General features: G+C 50.9%; 13 protein-coding genes. 11 read left to right on the top strand and 2 right to left on the bottom strand.

The window, feature by feature from the left end:
* The 6 genes from KDK13_RS14170 to KDK13_RS14195 all read left to right on the top strand — a co-directional run bounded on the left by KDK13_RS14170 (position 1) and on the right by KDK13_RS14195 (position 4,977).
* Positions 1 to 777, top strand: coding sequence for an ATP-binding cassette domain-containing protein (locus tag KDK13_RS14170; protein ID WP_257285627.1), 777 nt, complete (start codon positions 1 to 3; stop codon positions 775 to 777).
* Complete coding sequence (locus KDK13_RS14175; RefSeq protein ID WP_257285628.1) at positions 777 to 2,039, top strand: FtsX-like permease family protein; 1,263 nt, start codon at positions 777 to 779, stop codon at positions 2,037 to 2,039. The genes KDK13_RS14170 and KDK13_RS14175 overlap by 1 nt, the downstream gene beginning before the upstream one ends.
* 11 nt (positions 2,040 to 2,050) lie before the next feature.
* On the top strand, positions 2,051 to 2,587 hold the full coding sequence (locus KDK13_RS14180) for a DUF3299 domain-containing protein (protein WP_257285629.1): 537 nt from the start codon (positions 2,051 to 2,053) through the stop codon (positions 2,585 to 2,587).
* A gap of 172 nt (positions 2,588 to 2,759) precedes the next feature.
* Positions 2,760 to 3,254 carry a CinA family protein gene (locus KDK13_RS14185; RefSeq protein WP_257285630.1) on the top strand — a complete coding sequence of 165 codons (495 nt, stop codon included), beginning with the start codon at positions 2,760 to 2,762 and terminating at the stop codon, positions 3,252 to 3,254.
* 150 nt (positions 3,255 to 3,404) lie between these two features.
* Complete coding sequence (gene recA / locus KDK13_RS14190) at positions 3,405 to 4,517, top strand: recombinase RecA (RefSeq protein ID WP_257285631.1); 1,113 nt, start codon at positions 3,405 to 3,407, stop codon at positions 4,515 to 4,517.
* Positions 4,518 to 4,521: 4 nt separating this feature from the next.
* A complete protein-coding gene (locus KDK13_RS14195) occupies positions 4,522 to 4,977 on the top strand; it encodes a regulatory protein RecX (RefSeq protein WP_257285632.1) in 456 nt (151 codons plus the stop codon).
* A 203-nt stretch (positions 4,978 to 5,180) separates the two neighbouring features.
* Here KDK13_RS14195 and KDK13_RS14200 read toward each other — a convergent pair whose 3' ends face one another.
* On the bottom strand, positions 5,181 to 6,098 hold the full coding sequence (locus KDK13_RS14200) for a M14 family metallocarboxypeptidase (RefSeq protein ID WP_257285633.1): 918 nt from the start codon (positions 6,096 to 6,098) through the stop codon (positions 5,181 to 5,183).
* Positions 6,099 to 6,253: 155 nt separating this feature from the next.
* On the opposite strand from KDK13_RS14200, the gene KDK13_RS14205 reads away from it, so the two are divergent.
* The 5 genes from KDK13_RS14205 to KDK13_RS14225 all read left to right on the top strand — a co-directional run bounded on the left by KDK13_RS14205 (position 6,254) and on the right by KDK13_RS14225 (position 14,630).
* The gene (locus KDK13_RS14205; protein ID WP_257285634.1) at positions 6,254 to 6,973 is read left to right on the top strand and encodes a tRNA-uridine aminocarboxypropyltransferase; all 720 of its coding nucleotides are present in this window, start codon (positions 6,254 to 6,256) and stop codon (positions 6,971 to 6,973) included.
* Positions 6,974 to 7,129: 156 nt separating this feature from the next.
* Entirely contained in the window at positions 7,130 to 9,763 is a 2,634-nt protein-coding gene (gene alaS, locus KDK13_RS14210) for an alanine--tRNA ligase (protein WP_373692246.1), read from the top strand.
* 335 nt (positions 9,764 to 10,098) lie between these two features.
* The gene (locus KDK13_RS14215) at positions 10,099 to 11,340 is read left to right on the top strand and encodes an aspartate kinase (RefSeq protein WP_257285635.1); all 1,242 of its coding nucleotides are present in this window, start codon (positions 10,099 to 10,101) and stop codon (positions 11,338 to 11,340) included.
* A 418-nt stretch (positions 11,341 to 11,758) separates the two neighbouring features.
* Complete coding sequence (gene csrA / locus KDK13_RS19240; RefSeq protein ID WP_373692247.1) at positions 11,759 to 12,013, top strand: carbon storage regulator CsrA; 255 nt, start codon at positions 11,759 to 11,761, stop codon at positions 12,011 to 12,013.
* 358 nt (positions 12,014 to 12,371) lie between these two features.
* On the top strand, positions 12,372 to 14,630 hold the full coding sequence (locus KDK13_RS14225; RefSeq protein ID WP_257285636.1) for a WD40 repeat domain-containing protein: 2,259 nt from the start codon (positions 12,372 to 12,374) through the stop codon (positions 14,628 to 14,630).
* Between the two features lie 51 nt (positions 14,631 to 14,681).
* Here KDK13_RS14225 and KDK13_RS14230 read toward each other — a convergent pair.
* Positions 14,682 to 14,905 (bottom strand): hypothetical protein (locus KDK13_RS14230; protein WP_257285637.1); only part of this gene is annotated, 224 nt, incomplete at its 5' end.

Here is a 14,905-nt window from a genome sequence, read left to right on the forward strand (position 1 = left end):
ATGAGTAGTCTCCGTCAACCGGTGGTTCAGGTTGCTCAGGTTGTTCAGGTTGCTCAGGTGGTTCATCTAAGGGATGTCCAGTTTGGCTGGAAGCCGGGAACAGTGGTTCTGGATATACCGGAGCTGTTGATCAATCAGGGTGAGAAGGTGTTTATCCGGGGGCCTTCAGGTTCGGGCAAAACGACACTCCTGGGGCTTCTTGGGGGCGTGCTCACACCGGTTGCCGGCGATGTCTCTGTGCTGAACAACGACATCAGCCGTTTTTCATCGGCACGCCGGGACCATTTCCGGGCAGATCATATCGGGTTTATCTTTCAGATGTTTAACCTGATTCCTTATCTTTCGGTGATTGACAATGTCACGCTGACGCTGGGGTTTGCCAGCAAACGCCGTGAAAACATTCAATCCATGGGCGTTGATGCCAAACAGGAGGCGATTCGGCTGCTGAACCATCTGGAGCTGACGGATCCGCAGTTGCTACAAAGGCCAGTAACGGAACTCAGTATTGGTCAGCAGCAGAGAGTGGCTGCCGCCAGGGCACTGATTGGCCGCCCTGAACTGGTGATTGCTGATGAACCTACTTCTGCACTGGACAGTGATACCCGTGAGGCATTTATTCGCCTGCTGTTTGCTGAGTGCGAGGCTGCTGGCAGTACGCTGGTTTTTGTCAGCCATGACTCAGCCCTGGAAGCATGGTTTGATCGCTCTATTGCCCTGAATGAAATCAATCGTGCCAGTCAGCATCGACCATTAGCAGACGGACCGGAGGTGGTGTGATGTCAATTCTTCATCTGGCGGTGAAAAGTCTGAGTAACCGCAAAACCACGGCGTTGCTGACCATTTTCTCCATTGCCATCAGCGTTGCCTTGCTGCTGGGTGTGGAAAGGGTTCGGGTTGAGGCCAGGAACAGTTTTACCAGTACCGTGTCCGGTACCGATCTGGTGGTCGGTGCCCGTAGCAGCCCGCTTAACCTGCTGCTCTATTCGGTGTTTCATATTGGTAATGCGACCAATAACATCACCTGGGAAACCTTTCAGGAGCTGTCATCCCATACGGCGGTCGCCTGGACGATACCCATTGCCCTGGGGGACTCTCATCAAGGTTATCGCGTGGTGGGTACCTCTCAAACCATGTTCGAACACTTTCGTTTTGGTGATGACCAGCCCATAAGCTTCGGAGATGGTAAACCATTTGATGATCTCTATGATGCGGTGATTGGTTCTGAGGTGGCGGCGGTTCTTGGCTATCGGGTTGGTGAGGACATTGTACTTAGCCACGGTGTTGAAAGCCGGAGTCTGCAGGCGCATGAGGATAAACCCTTCAGGATTTCCGGTGTGCTAAAGCCTACCGGTACCCCCATGGACAGAGTGATCATGGTCTCTCTGGAAGGGATCGAGGCGCTGCACATTGACTGGGTAAATGGGGCTGCACCCAATGCACTCTTCTCGGTTTCTGCCGACAGGGCGAGGGCCATGGATTTGCAACCATCCAGCATTACCGCCTATTTTGTTGGCCTGAAGTCGCGGGTGGCTGCCTTTCGCTATCAGCGGGCGGTGAATGAGTATCGTCAGGAAGCGCTGACGGCTATTTTGCCGGGTGTTGCCCTGGGGGAACTCTGGCAACTGGTGGGTTCGGCTGAAAAGGCATTGCTGGCGGTTTCAGTAATGGTGGTGATCGCGGGGCTGGTTGGCATGCTGACCACCATTCTGACTTCGCTTAATGAGCGACGCAGAGAGATGGCCATTCTCCGTTCAGTAGGGGCCCGGCCCGGTCATATTTTTACCCTGATGATTAGTGAGTCACTGATCTATGCCATCACTGGCACACTATTGGGCTTCCTGATGATGTATGGGATGCTGTTCGCTATTCAGCCGGTATTGCAAATGCAGCTGGGTTTGCACATTACCATCGCATTACCGGGGATGTTTGAGTGGGTTCTGGCGATCGCTATTATTGTCTCGGCGACCCTGCTGGGTGCCTTGCCTGCCTGGCGGGCCTATAAAAATTCATTGGCGGATGGTCTGGCGGTCAGGCTGTAGGAGAACGAATAATGATAACGGGAAGACTGCGCCGTTACTGGATGGCAGCGGTGCTCATGGTGCCTTTTCTGTTAATGGATGTTGCTGTGGCTGCAACGGTTGGAGACCCTGAAAAACCTCCGATCAGAGAGATCAACTGGGATGAACTGATGCCGCCGGTGGATGAGGAAATTGTCCGCAAATATGAGGCCGGTGAAATCAGTCAGGAAGAGGCTATTGATTATGTTGTTGAGCTGGGCAAAATTCCGGTAGACAGTATGAACCAGCAACGGGTAAAAATTCCCGGTTATCTGGTGCCACTGAATATTGACAAGGATCAATCAGCGACAGAACTATTGCTGGTGCCCACCCTGGGGGCCTGTATTCATGTGCCGCCACCGCCACCCAATCAGACCATCTTTGTCCGCTATGACCAGGGCATACAAGTGACAGAAGCGGGCTACACCCCCTACTGGCTGGAAGGTGTGCTCAGGGTTGAAAACAATACTTCCGAGTATACTGACGTTGTCTATGCCATCACGGTGGAAAGTCTTAAGGAGTTTGAGTAAATAAGTGCTTCTTACTTTGCCCCGGATCCTCGGGGCAAGGCATTTTCTCCCGGAAAGGCAGAATGCAGCTGATGAAATTTTTCATCCGTTTATTTGTGAAGAATTCCTCTGATCGTGTTATAACATCCTATCTTGACTGGCTTCTCTGTTAACCTTATGGCGAGTAGTGACCATGGAACCTACACTGCACTCTGCTACGTTCCCCATTGTCTGCGAGATTGCTGAACTGCTGAATTCCAGGGGCTGGACCCTGTCTACGGCTGAATCCTGTACCGGTGGTGGTATCGGCCATGCCCTGACCGCACTGCCCGGTAGTTCAGCCTGGTTTGAAGGTGGTGTCATCTGCTATGCCAATGGTGTAAAGGCTCATCTCCTTCATGTGCCGGAGGTGTTGCTGAATAAATACGGTGCCGTCAGTGAGCAGGTGGCTATTGCCATGGCGCAGGGTGTTCGGAAGTTGCTGGAAACCGATATCTCCGTGGCAGTCACCGGAGTTGCAGGACCGGGTGGTGCAACACCGGAAAAACCGGTGGGAACTGTGTGGATTGCCTGGAGCACCGGGCAGGAAACCGCTGCAAGGCACTTTCATCTTGAGGGTGATCGTGATCAGATCAGGGAACAAACTGTTGTTCAGGCGTTGCAGGGTATTCTGACCTTATTTGCCTGAGGAGTTCGCCTGAAAAGTTTGCCTGAAAAAAGAGTCGTTCCTGTCGAAGCAATAAATATACTGGACAAATATCCAGTATCTGTTTAAATATACAGTATTACTTATTTAGCTGTTCCTGATGAAGTCAGAATCGAACTGAGGGCGTGAAGAATGGATGATAACAGAAAAAAAGCGCTGGCAGCAGCACTTGGCCAGATTGACCGACAGTTTGGTAAAGGCGCCATCATGCGGATGGGGGACCAGAAGCAGGAGGCAATTCCGGCCATTTCCACCGGTTCTCTGCAACTGGACATTGCCCTGGGTATTGGCGGTCTGCCAAAAGGCCGTGTGATCGAAATTTTCGGACCTGAATCTTCCGGTAAAACCACACTGACCCTGAGCGTTATTGCCCAGGCGCAGAAGCAGGGTGCCACCTGTGCCTTCGTTGATGCGGAACATGCCCTGGATCCCCAGTACGCCGGTAAGCTGGGTGTGGATGTGGATGACCTCTATGTCTCCCAGCCGGATACCGGTGAGCAGGCCCTGGAAATCACTGATATGCTGGTTCGTTCCGGTGCTGTGGATGTCATCGTTGTTGACTCTGTGGCGGCTCTGGTACCCAAGGCAGAAATTGAAGGTGATATGGGGGACTCCCACGTTGGTCTGCAGGCCCGTCTGATGTCTCAGGCCCTGCGTAAGCTGACCGGTTCCATCAAACAGACCAACTGCATGGTCATCTTCATTAACCAGATCCGTATGAAGATCGGTGTCATGTTCGGCAACCCGGAAACCACTACCGGTGGTAACGCACTGAAATTCTACTCTTCTGTCCGTCTCGATATCCGTCGTACCGGTGCCGTGAAGCAGGGTGATGAAGTTATTGGTAACGAAACCCGTGTCAAGGTTGTGAAGAATAAGGTATCACCTCCTTTCCGGCAGGCTGAATTCCAGATCCTGTATGGGCAGGGTATCTACCATATGGGTGAAGTCATTGATCTGGGTGTGAAGCTCAAGCTGATCGACAAGTCCGGTGCCTGGTATGCCTATAAAGGCTCAAAGATTGGGCAGGGTAAAGCCAATGCGGCTCAATACCTCTCTGACAACCCGGAAGTGGCCGCTGAAATCGAAGCCCAGATCCGTGATGAGCTGATGAGCACGCCAGAGAAAGATGCTGCCAAAAAGGCTGAAGCTGAAGCCAGGAAAGAAGCTGGTAAAAAAGATGATGGTAAAAAAGATGACGCTGCAGCGGCGGATGTGCAACAGGACGAGCTGCTGGCTGAGTAATTGAATGTCTGATGAAGTCATTCAAACGGTAAAAGATGTCCGTCGGGCTGCCATGGATCTCCTGGCCCGGCGGGAACATGGTTTTACCGAGTTGTTTCGAAAACTCTCGGGCCGTTTTCCCCGGGCACTGGTGGTTGAAGCGCTCAACCGCCTGCGCGAAGAGCGGTTGCAAAGTGATGACCGTTTTGTTGAAAGCTATGTCTATAGTCGTCAACAGCGAGGTTACGGTCCGGTTCGTATTAAATCGGAGCTGTTTCAGAAAGGGATTGATAGCGAGTTAATCGGTCAATACCTGCTGGAGCAGGACGATCACTGGTATGAGCTGGCAAAAACGGCGAAAGTGCGAAAGTTTGGAGCCTCTGCGCCCCGGGATAATAAAGACAGAGCCCGACAGTCCCGCTTCCTGGCTCAGCGGGGTTTCTCCATGAGCCAGATATACTCCGCTTTCTCTGCTCCTTAGCCACTAAGTTCATGGCCACTAAGTTCATGGCCACTAAGTTCATGGCCACTAAGTTTATAGCCACAAAGCTCTCAGAGACCGCCAGGTTGACTAACAGTTTTGTGCGATCCTCGTGATAGCGATTGCAGCAACAGGCAGGCGAACCATCACTTTTTTTGTGAACTTTGTGCTCTTTGTGACTTGAATTCACGTGGTCAAAACCATTACAACTGGCGAATTACATAGTCAAGCCCGCCTTTAACTGCCGCAACCTGGGTATCATTACATATTTCATGGGTCACTCCGGGACTGTCAGGATAGACTTCCGTTGTCGTTCCATAAGTGCAGTTAGCGACACCGCCGCATAAGCCAAGCTTAACCATCGGGTAATGGATTACACCATGCTGAACCATAGGGGAGTCGATAAGATTGCCGTTTTCATCAGCAGGTGCAATATGGGTGACCTTGGCCACAGACGCAATAATGGCAGCTTGAAATTCGAGCTGTGGGTTTTCAATATCGCCAACAGTGTAAAAACCATCGGGAATACTGGATGGGATATACTCAACGCCGTCACGGGCCGCCAGGGCAGGGCGAAACTCGGTTTCATCGGTATCTGTGGTTTCGTGCAGATCAAAATGGACCAGTACATTGTCCAGTGCTGCAACCAGTTTCATAAGGTTGGCTGACTCTTCAGAAGGGCTATTGGGATAAAATGACCGGTTTGGATCAACCGCGTTTGGGTTCCACCGGTTTATGGTTTCATAACCCCAGGGGCTGACACAGGGCACGGCAACAAAATTAAAGTGCTCCTGATAATGTCCAGCCTGGGTCTCCATAAACTTGATCGCACCGTGAACGCCACTGGTTTCATAGCCATGAACACCTCCTGTGATCAGAACAGTTGGCTTATTGCTGTCCCGGTTTTTACTTTTCAGGCAGAGCAATGGATAACGTGTTTCATCGTAAGAAAGTGCGCCGTACTGTTCGATATCAAAACGGTCTCCCAGGGCTTTGATTTTGGGAATGACTTCCTGCTGATACTCTCGCTTGATAGTCGCCTGTTTGCGCCAGTTGAGGCGTTCAGTGTCCCCCCAGGGTTTGCCGGGCGTTCCAATCGGATAGCTTTGTGTATATTGCATATGGATCCAGTATCTGGATTAGTGTGGGAACGGGTAAACACAGTACCGGATTGGTTTTTGTCCAGCCCGTTGCATGGTAATGTCAGTGTGCCTGATGGCTCAGGAAAGATTGTTGCATTTATGAGATTGGAAAACAAAGAAGGTGTCTTCACGTAATGCCAGCTGCGAAGGGTGATTGTCATCAGTGCCGTTTGCCTGGGCATGCCTGTATCTGCCCGTTGATTCCCCCGGTAAAGTCGGCTGCCTGTTTCTGGCTGATTACCCATGATAAAGAGTTTGATAAGCCAACCAATACAGGCAAATTGATTCGGGCTGCGATATCCGGAACCCGCCGATTCAACTGGAGTCGAACTGCACCAGATGATGAATTGTTGGCCCTGCTGAGCGATCCGACCTGGCTGCCAGTGCTGCTGTTTCCGAGCGAATACGCTGTGGAAGCGCAGAGTGATAAACGACAATGGCATTATCATGCAGTGGATGACCGTAAAGTTGCCTTCATTATTATTGATGCAACCTGGCAGCAGGCCAGGAAAATGTACCGTCAGAGCCCCTGGTTGCATGGTTTGAGTTTACTGAGCTTGCAGCCTGAAGATCCATCAATCTACCGTCTCAGGCGAAATCGTCAGGAGCAACATCTGTGTACCGCTGAAGTAGCGGCAAGAGCACTCGGCGAGCTGGGTGAAAACACCCATCGCCAGCTGATGGAGGCGTTGGTTCAAGTCTATTGCGATCGCTATTTATGGGCACGCAAAGGGCAGCGAAGGGATGAGGATCCGCAGTCCCTGCGCATACTCAAGCTGTACCGGCCTGACGCTCAACAGGCAGTCAGCGAGAAAACCCCGGATAAAAAGCGTGTTAATGATGGGGCGAAATGATCATTTTTTCCCGCCATTCCTATATAATGGCGGTTTTGCTTGAAGTTATATGAAAATGCCGTGCATTGTGATTTTGCAGTCATTTTCATGTTTTGGAGTGAGCGGCCTTTTCCGCTCATGGCTGTTAAGAGATAACTCCCCCGGTGGGAACTGTATATGAAGACTAACGAAATACGTTCTGCTTTTCTGGAATACTTCAGGGAAAACGGCCATGAAGTGGTTGCCAGTAGCTCTCTGGTACCCCATGACGACCCAACCCTGCTGTTTACCAATGCCGGGATGAACCAGTTCAAAGACACATTCCTTGGTCGTGAGCAACGTGACTATACCCGTGCCACTACTTCCCAGAAGTGTGTGCGTGCCGGGGGCAAGCACAATGACCTGGACAACGTCGGTTATACCGCCCGTCACCATACCTTCTTTGAAATGCTGGGTAATTTCAGTTTTGGTGACTACTTCAAGAAAGAAGCGATTCATTTTGCCTGGAACTTTCTGACCGGCACGTTGAAACTGCCAAAAGAGCGTCTCTGCGTCACCGTCTATGCTTCTGACGATGAAGCTTACAATATCTGGTTAAACGACATCGGTGTTGCAGCGGATGATATTATCCGCATTGGCGACAACAAGGGAGCACCTTATGCTTCCGATAATTTCTGGCAGATGGGTGATACTGGCCCCTGCGGCCCCTGTACCGAGATTTTCTATGATCACGGCGATCATATCTGGGGAGGCCGTCCGGGTACGCCAGAAGAAGACGGTGATCGTTTTATTGAAATCTGGAACATCGTATTCATGCAGTACAACCGTCAGGCCGATGGCGATATGCAGCCACTGCCCAAACCATCGGTGGATACCGGCATGGGCCTGGAGCGTATTGCCGCGGTGATGCAGCATGTCAACAGCAACTATGAGATTGACCTGTTCCAGTCACTGTTGAATGATGCTTCTGATATCCTGGGAGGCGTTGCCACAACAGAAGCTTCCCTGCGTGTGATTGCCGACCATATTCGTTCCTGCAGTTTCCTGATCAGTGATGGCGTTATGCCGTCTAATGAGGGCCGAGGCTATACTTTGCGCCGGATTATCCGCCGCGCCTGTCGCCATGGTCATAAGCTGGGTGCCAAGGAGTCCTTCTTTTATAAGCTGGTGGGTTCTCTGGTGAAGGTCATGGGTGATGCATATCCGGATCTGGCAAAGAATCGGGCACAAATTGAGCGGGTTCTGCTGCAGGAAGAGGAGCAGTTTACCCGTACCCTGGATAAAGGGATGAAACTGCTGGAAGAGAGTATTGCGGTTATGAAAGAGCGTGCACAGGGAGATGTGATCTCCGGTGAAACGCTGTTCACGCTGTATGATACCTATGGTTTCCCGGTTGACCTGACGGAAGATATTGCCCGTGAGCGTGGGTTGAAAGTCGACATTGAGGGTTTTGAACAAGCGTTGGAGGCTCAGCGTGAGCGTGCCCGTGCGTCCAGCAAGTTTGGTGTTGATTACAATGATCAGCTGATGATTGAAGGCTCAACCGCCTTTACCGGCTACGAGAATACTACCGGCCAGGCTCGTGTTCACTCCCTGTTTGTTGGGGGGGAGCCGGTAGAGTTGATCGGTGAAGGCCTGCAGGCGACGGTGATTCTGGAACAGACGCCATTCTATGCCGAGTCTGGTGGCCAGGTGGGGGATACCGGCCTGCTGAATTTTGCCACCGGTTCTGTCCGTGTCGTGGATACTCGCAAACAGGGTGATCATCACCTCCATATTGTCGAAGTGGTATCCGGTGAACTGAAGTCCGGCGATGAAGTGTCTGCCGATGTTGATGCTGAAAAGCGTCATGCTACCTCACTGAATCATTCGGCAACTCACCTGCTGCATGCGGCTCTGAGGCAGGTTCTTGGCGATCATGTAACCCAGAAAGGATCCCTGGTGGATCCCGAGCGTCTGCGTTTTGACTTTTCTCACCTTGAAGCGGTTAAGCCGGAAGAACTCAAGGCCATTGAAAAGCTGGTGAATGAACAGATCCGTGCCAATACCCTCGTTCAGACTGAGCTGATGGACATGGATGCGGCTAAAGCCAGGGGTGCCATGGCACTGTTTGGTGAGAAGTATGCCGATGAGGTACGGGTACTGACCATGGGGACCGATAATTTCTCCATCGAACTGTGTGGTGGTATACACGCCAGTCGTACCGGCGATATTGGTGCGTTCCGAATTGTTGCTGAAAGTGGTATTGCTGCCGGTGTCCGTCGTATCGAAGCGGTGACCGGTGCTGGCGCTGAGGCTTTTGTCCAGGCACGCTTTGCCGAGCTGAACAACGTTTGTCGTATGCTAAAAGCCAGACCGGAAAATCTCGAAGCCAAATTACAGGCGCTGGTTGCCCAGGGCAGGAGCCTGGAAAAAGAGATGCAGCAATTGAAGCAGAAACTGGCCAGTGCCGACAGTTCTGACCTGGTGTCCCAGGCTATAGAGGTGAATGGCGTTAAGTTGCTGGCGACCGAGCTTGAGGGTGTTGACCCCAAATCATTGCGCGACATGGTTGACCAGCTGAAGAACAAGCTGGGTTCTGGCATCGTTTTCCTGGCGACCAAAGCCGATGGCAAGGTGCCGCTGGCTGCCGGTGTGACCAAAGATCTGACCGGACGAGTCAAGGCAGGAGATCTGCTGAAGATGGTGGCAGAGCAGCTGGGTGGCAAAGGTGGTGGTCGTCCTGATTTTGCCCAGGGTGGTGGTTCCCAGCCTGAAAACCTTGAAAAAGCGCTGTCGTCTATTAAGCAGTGGCTGGAAGCTCAATGGTAAGTGATTTTGTCAGGGTAGTGAGTTATTCTGACAAATAAGTGTAAAAACGGGCTGTTCCCTACGGAATTAGCCCGTTTTTTATTGTTCTGGGGCATACACCCCTGGGGGGATTCATGGTACATTCTGTCACCCACTGAATGATTGAGATGGCAGCTTGTGCTGTCTGGCTCCTTTCTGGCTGTCTTGATTCTGTAAAGTTTGATGAGGCGTTACAGCAGGGAACTGGTACAGGGAAGCTTGACCACCAGAAGGTTGTCCGGGAATAGTGTCCGCAGTGAGACAGATTATTCCCGGGTGTTCTTCTTGTCATGGCTGATTGAAGTAGAACGAATAAGATGGCGCTAATAGTACAGAAATTTGGCGGCACCTCAGTAGGCACCACTGAACGAATTCAGGGTGTTGCTGACAAGGTCAAAGGGTTCCGCGAACAGGGGCACGACGTCGTGGTTGTGGTTTCCGCCATGAGTGGTGAAACCAACCGGCTGGTTGAGCTTGCCCAGTCCATGCAGTCACAGCCTACGCCGCGGGAGATGGATGTTATCCTGTCGACGGGCGAGCAGGTGACCATCGGTCTTTTGAGTATGGCTCTGAATGAGCGGGGCTGTCCTGCGACGTCCTATACCGGTAGCCAGGTAGCCATTGTTACTGACAGTGCCCATACCAAGGCACGTATCAAGCGAATCGATACCGAACGTATCGTCAGGGACCTGGAGCTGGGGCGTGTTGTCGTGGTTGCCGGCTTCCAGGGACGTGACGAAGACAATAATATCACCACCCTGGGGCGGGGTGGTTCGGATACCACGGCGGTAGCGCTGGCTGCCGCTCTGAAGGCTGATGAGTGCCAGATATACACGGATGTGGATGGGGTTTACACCACTGACCCGCGAGTGGTTGAGGGTGCCCGTCGTCTGGACAAGATCACCTTTGAAGAAATGCTGGAAATGGCCAGTCTGGGATCCAAGGTCCTGCAGATCCGGGCTGTTGAGTTTGCTGGCAAATACAATGTTAACCTGAGAGTTCTGCATACCTTCCAGGATGGCCCTGGAACACTGATTACACTGGATGAGGGTATCGCCATGGAGTCACCGGTCGTTTCCGGCATCGCATTCAACCGAGATGAAGCCAAACTGACGATAAAGGGTGTGCCCGATATTCCCGGTGTAGCATCCCGGATTCTTGGCCCGGTCAGCCGTGCCAATATTGAAGTGGATATGATTGTCCAGAATACTGCTGAGGACAACACCACCGATTTCACCTTTACCGTGCATCGCAATGATTATGAACGGGCAAAAGTTGTCGTTGAGCAGATTGTTGAAGAGCTTGAAGCCCGTGAATACCACGGTGATATGAAAATCGCCAAGGTTTCGATTGTTGGCGTTGGCATGCGCTCCCATGCGGGTGTCGCCACCAAGATGTTTGAAGCGCTGGCGGCTGAAGGGATCAACATTCAGATCATTTCAACGTCTGAAATCAAAGTTTCCGTTATCATTGCAGAGAAGTACCTGGAGCTTGCTGTTCGTGCGCTCCACTCGGCTTTTGAGCTGGACAGGGAACCAATGGAAGATAACGGGGTCTAAAAGAGTATCGTTAAAACCGTGGGTCTCGTGAGGCTTCTCGTGAGAGCCTCATTATGCCCATTATCCACCCGACATTGCCAGAGTGAACGAGCAAACGTGTAGAGCTATCAAGCCTTCAAATCATTTCCGGCAGGTAAAAATACGAATGGAAATCCTGAACTTGGTGACTAGACTGGGTTTGCTGAATAATTCTTAAGCATGAACGGTTGAGCTGGCATATACTTCATTACCTTGAACTGAGTGCTAGAGCAGTTTAAAGGTCAGGCAACTTTAGGGTGAAATAATGTCTGTACCGGGGTTGTTGTCGTATAATTTCACGCGATCATTTTGGGTGATTTCATCAGCTTCAAACCAGTGTACCAGTGTGCTCAGAATTGACGGTTGTTGACTTAACAGAGATGTAAATAAGGAGATTGAAATGCTGATTCTGACTCGCCGCGTAGGAGAGACCCTTATGGTTGGGGACGAGGTCACTGTCACTGTTCTGGGTGTAAAAGGTAACCAGGTTCGCATCGGTGTCAACGCACCAAAGGAAGTCGCTGTTCACCGGGAAGAAATTTACCAGAGGATTCAAAAAGAGAAAGAGCACAAGAAAGGTGGCACTGGTCGCTCTTATGAAGACGATGAAGGTTATGAATCCGGATACGAATCTGAACCTTACGAATCTTACTGATAATTTTAAACTGTCGTTTATGTCTCTGATCTGAATCCCGGAATCATTGTTAATTCTCATAGACGGTTTCAAAAAATGCCTGGCACATTGTCAGGCATTTTTGTTTCTGTACTTAAGTAGCGAACGTGTAATGCTTTGCAGTGTGGCATTGCCAGTGGGTTCATTGCCCGGATTGAAAAAATCTCCCTGATAGGAACTTTTGTCAAAATGACTGATCTATAACAGGGCTGAATGGTCAGACAGGCAATAGAGGATGATTCAAATAATCCCAGTAGTCTGTGGTTCCTGGCAGCGTGACAGGATGATACTGATTCATTGACGTGTAAATCGAATCCTTGTTAATTTGACCGGAGTTATCATGCAACCAATTCCGCAAAGCAGCACAGCCCCAGGCAAAATGGAAACCAATGAACAGCGGTTGTTTAACAACCTGGAACCATTGTGTGATTCATTGCGTACGTTTGTGGTCTCCTTTAACAAATATATCTCGGAAGCCTCTGAACAGGATCAGATCCAATCGATGAATCGTTTGCAGGAATTATCACGGCCCGAATTGACGATCTTCACCACTATTGATGAGCGCAAAATTGCCGGACTGAAAATTTCCATGATGGAGCAGCCGTCAGGTGCCGATTTGACCGATGCATCGCAACAGCGTGAACAACGGGATATACAGTACGACAGTTGCACCGCAAAGGCTTCCGGCGCTTCCGCATACCGTGCCGCATCAGCTGATAAGGCTGAAATTTTCCAATGTCAGGCCAATTATCTGGAATTCGAAAAGAAGTTCGTTTTCGATCGTTTAATTCATGAGGCCAGCTTCAGTCCAACGAGTAAGCACCTGGTTATCAATGGTTCTGAAGATGAACATGATGATCGTCTGGATATCTGGCGACTGGCTGATGATGGCAACTGGTTGCACACAGGGGAGCTTTGCGGGTTTAACCATCACTACGAGTTCAACCGGGCAGAAAATACGCTACTGAGTGCCGAGGATGATGGCGAAGTCACGGTGAGTACGCTGAGCACGGACGGCAGTTGGGAAGAGGCGGCGGTGCTTGAGCCCGAGCCCGAGCAAGAACATTATCCGAAGGTGCAGGTAGCCTTTAGCCCCTTGCAGAAGAAGATTATGGCCTGGGACACGCACACCGGCAAAATCAACCTGTTGCGGGAGGATAGTAACGGACGGTGGATCCCACTGACCCAGACCAAAAAGGTCAGGCACCATCAGCAATGGGGGCCACAGCAACCGCCCTTACAGCCCATGGATAATCATATACTGACTTATCAGGGCACAACAGCGACCATCTGGAGCTGCAATGATGATAACAACTGCCTGGACGAAAATAAGGTCATTGAGTGCGATAGCGATATTTCAAGTGCCCAGATGAGTGATGATGGGCAGCTTGCCGTGATCTTTACCGTGGGGCGCCAGGTTGTTTTTCTGGGTTGCGATACCGATGGTCAATGGTTACAGATCGGGCAGGTTTACCATCCTAAATGGAGTTTTGATCACCTTAACCGGCGTCATTTCCACTTTGTGGACAGGGCGACCTTCAATGCCGCCGGGCAATATGCGATAACCCAGGATTCAGGCCATAGAGTTATAATTTCCGGTTATGACAATAATGGTGACTGGGTGATAAAAACTGAAATCCAGGATTGTAAAGAGGCCAGGTTCAGCCCCTCCGGGCGTAAATTACTGGCACGGCTCCTTGACCCCCTGGACTGCATCAATACCGATGATAAACCGGATGAAGGTGTGGACACTGAGCGCGTCTACAATTCCGAACCCATCGTTAGACGAAGTCCTGGCACTTTTAAACTCTGGGACTGCAGCAGTACTGGTGATCGGCTCGATGAAGCTCAGACCCTGGAGCACATCGGCAGTAGTGATGTCATCTTCAGCCCCTCAGAGAATCTTCTCCTGAGCTATGGCAATGGCTCAAATTTTGCCTGCATCTGGGGTGATGATGGGGAAGGAAATCTGGTTGAAAAAGGTTGGGTAAGTTATCAGCAGATGATCAAGTATGCTGCCTTTAATCCCCAGGAGGACAGCGTGCTGACCTACAATGATGGCCGTACGGTAAAAATTCATGGACTCAACAGCCAGGGCGCATGGCAGGAACAGTTGAAGCTTCAACATCAACGATATATTCGTGATGCCCGGTTTTCCCCTTCCGGATGCCTTGCCTATTCCATTAGCGTAGACAGAACTGCCTGTATCATGGGGCGTGACGACGATGGTGAGTGGATGAAACTGGCGGTGACAAGCCCTGGTATCTACTCCGTCGATGGTGCCAGTTTTAATGAACCGGAAAACCATTTCCTGACCTATGGCAATAAATTGGACCGGAAGGACAAGCATCAGCCAGGCCTTGTGCAGCTATGGGGCATCGGTGATGATGACAAATGGGTACAAAAAGAGCAGATAAAAGTGGATTATCCTGTCAAAGAGGCCAAATTCAGCCCCGATGGTGATCATTTAATGATCCACTGCCACGATGAACGGCGGATGCGAACCCGTTCAGAAGCCGGCATTGCGTTACTCTGGAAGATACCTGACAGTCCGGGGCAGGAAATAGCCACACTTGAGGCTTTGCAGGATGGTCAGTAATGGTTGCCGCCCAATGGCTTGATGGTATGTATCAATCATACTGACGCTGGATCACAACAGGCGGTTCTGATGATAGGGAGTGGTTCTCTCTGCCGTTTTCTGCCTGTTTGATCGGCCCGGAATAACGGTGTTGTTCCTTGCTGCAATTTCAGGGAGGACTGCAGGATTGGTTAAAAAAGACTTGCTTTTCAAGGTGTTCAGGGTAACATAATCAACGTTTACGGTGAGGTGGCCGAGAGGCTGAAGGCGCTCCCCTGCTAAGGGAGTATACGGTT

Source organism: Endozoicomonas sp. SESOKO1 (assembly GCF_024606265.1).
GTDB lineage: Bacteria > Pseudomonadota > Gammaproteobacteria > Pseudomonadales > Endozoicomonadaceae > Endozoicomonas.

Bases quoted from the DNA above. Each gene is read 5' to 3' on its own strand.
- KDK13_RS14170 (WP_257285627.1), top strand. From the start codon at position 1: ATGAGTAGTCTCCGTCAACCGGTGGTTCAGGTTGCTCAGGTTGTTCAG.
- KDK13_RS14215 (WP_257285635.1), top strand. From the start codon at position 10,099: ATGGCGCTAATAGTACAGAAATTTGGCGGCACCTCAGTAGGCACCACT.
- KDK13_RS14225 (WP_257285636.1), top strand. From the start codon at position 12,372: ATGCAACCAATTCCGCAAAGCAGCACAGCCCCAGGCAAAATGGAAACC.
- alaS (WP_373692246.1), top strand. From the start codon at position 7,130: ATGAAGACTAACGAAATACGTTCTGCTTTTCTGGAATACTTCAGGGAA.
- KDK13_RS14175 (WP_257285628.1), top strand. From the start codon at position 777: ATGTCAATTCTTCATCTGGCGGTGAAAAGTCTGAGTAACCGCAAAACC.
- KDK13_RS14195 (WP_257285632.1), top strand. From the start codon at position 4,522: ATGTCTGATGAAGTCATTCAAACGGTAAAAGATGTCCGTCGGGCTGCC.
- csrA (WP_373692247.1), top strand. From the start codon at position 11,759: ATGCTGATTCTGACTCGCCGCGTAGGAGAGACCCTTATGGTTGGGGAC.
- KDK13_RS14205 (WP_257285634.1), top strand. From the start codon at position 6,254: ATGCCAGCTGCGAAGGGTGATTGTCATCAGTGCCGTTTGCCTGGGCAT.
- KDK13_RS14185 (WP_257285630.1), top strand. From the start codon at position 2,760: ATGGAACCTACACTGCACTCTGCTACGTTCCCCATTGTCTGCGAGATT.
- KDK13_RS14180 (WP_257285629.1), top strand. From the start codon at position 2,051: ATGATAACGGGAAGACTGCGCCGTTACTGGATGGCAGCGGTGCTCATG.
- KDK13_RS14200 (WP_257285633.1), bottom strand. From the start codon at position 6,098: ATGCAATATACACAAAGCTATCCGATTGGAACGCCCGGCAAACCCTGG.
- recA (WP_257285631.1), top strand. From the start codon at position 3,405: ATGGATGATAACAGAAAAAAAGCGCTGGCAGCAGCACTTGGCCAGATT.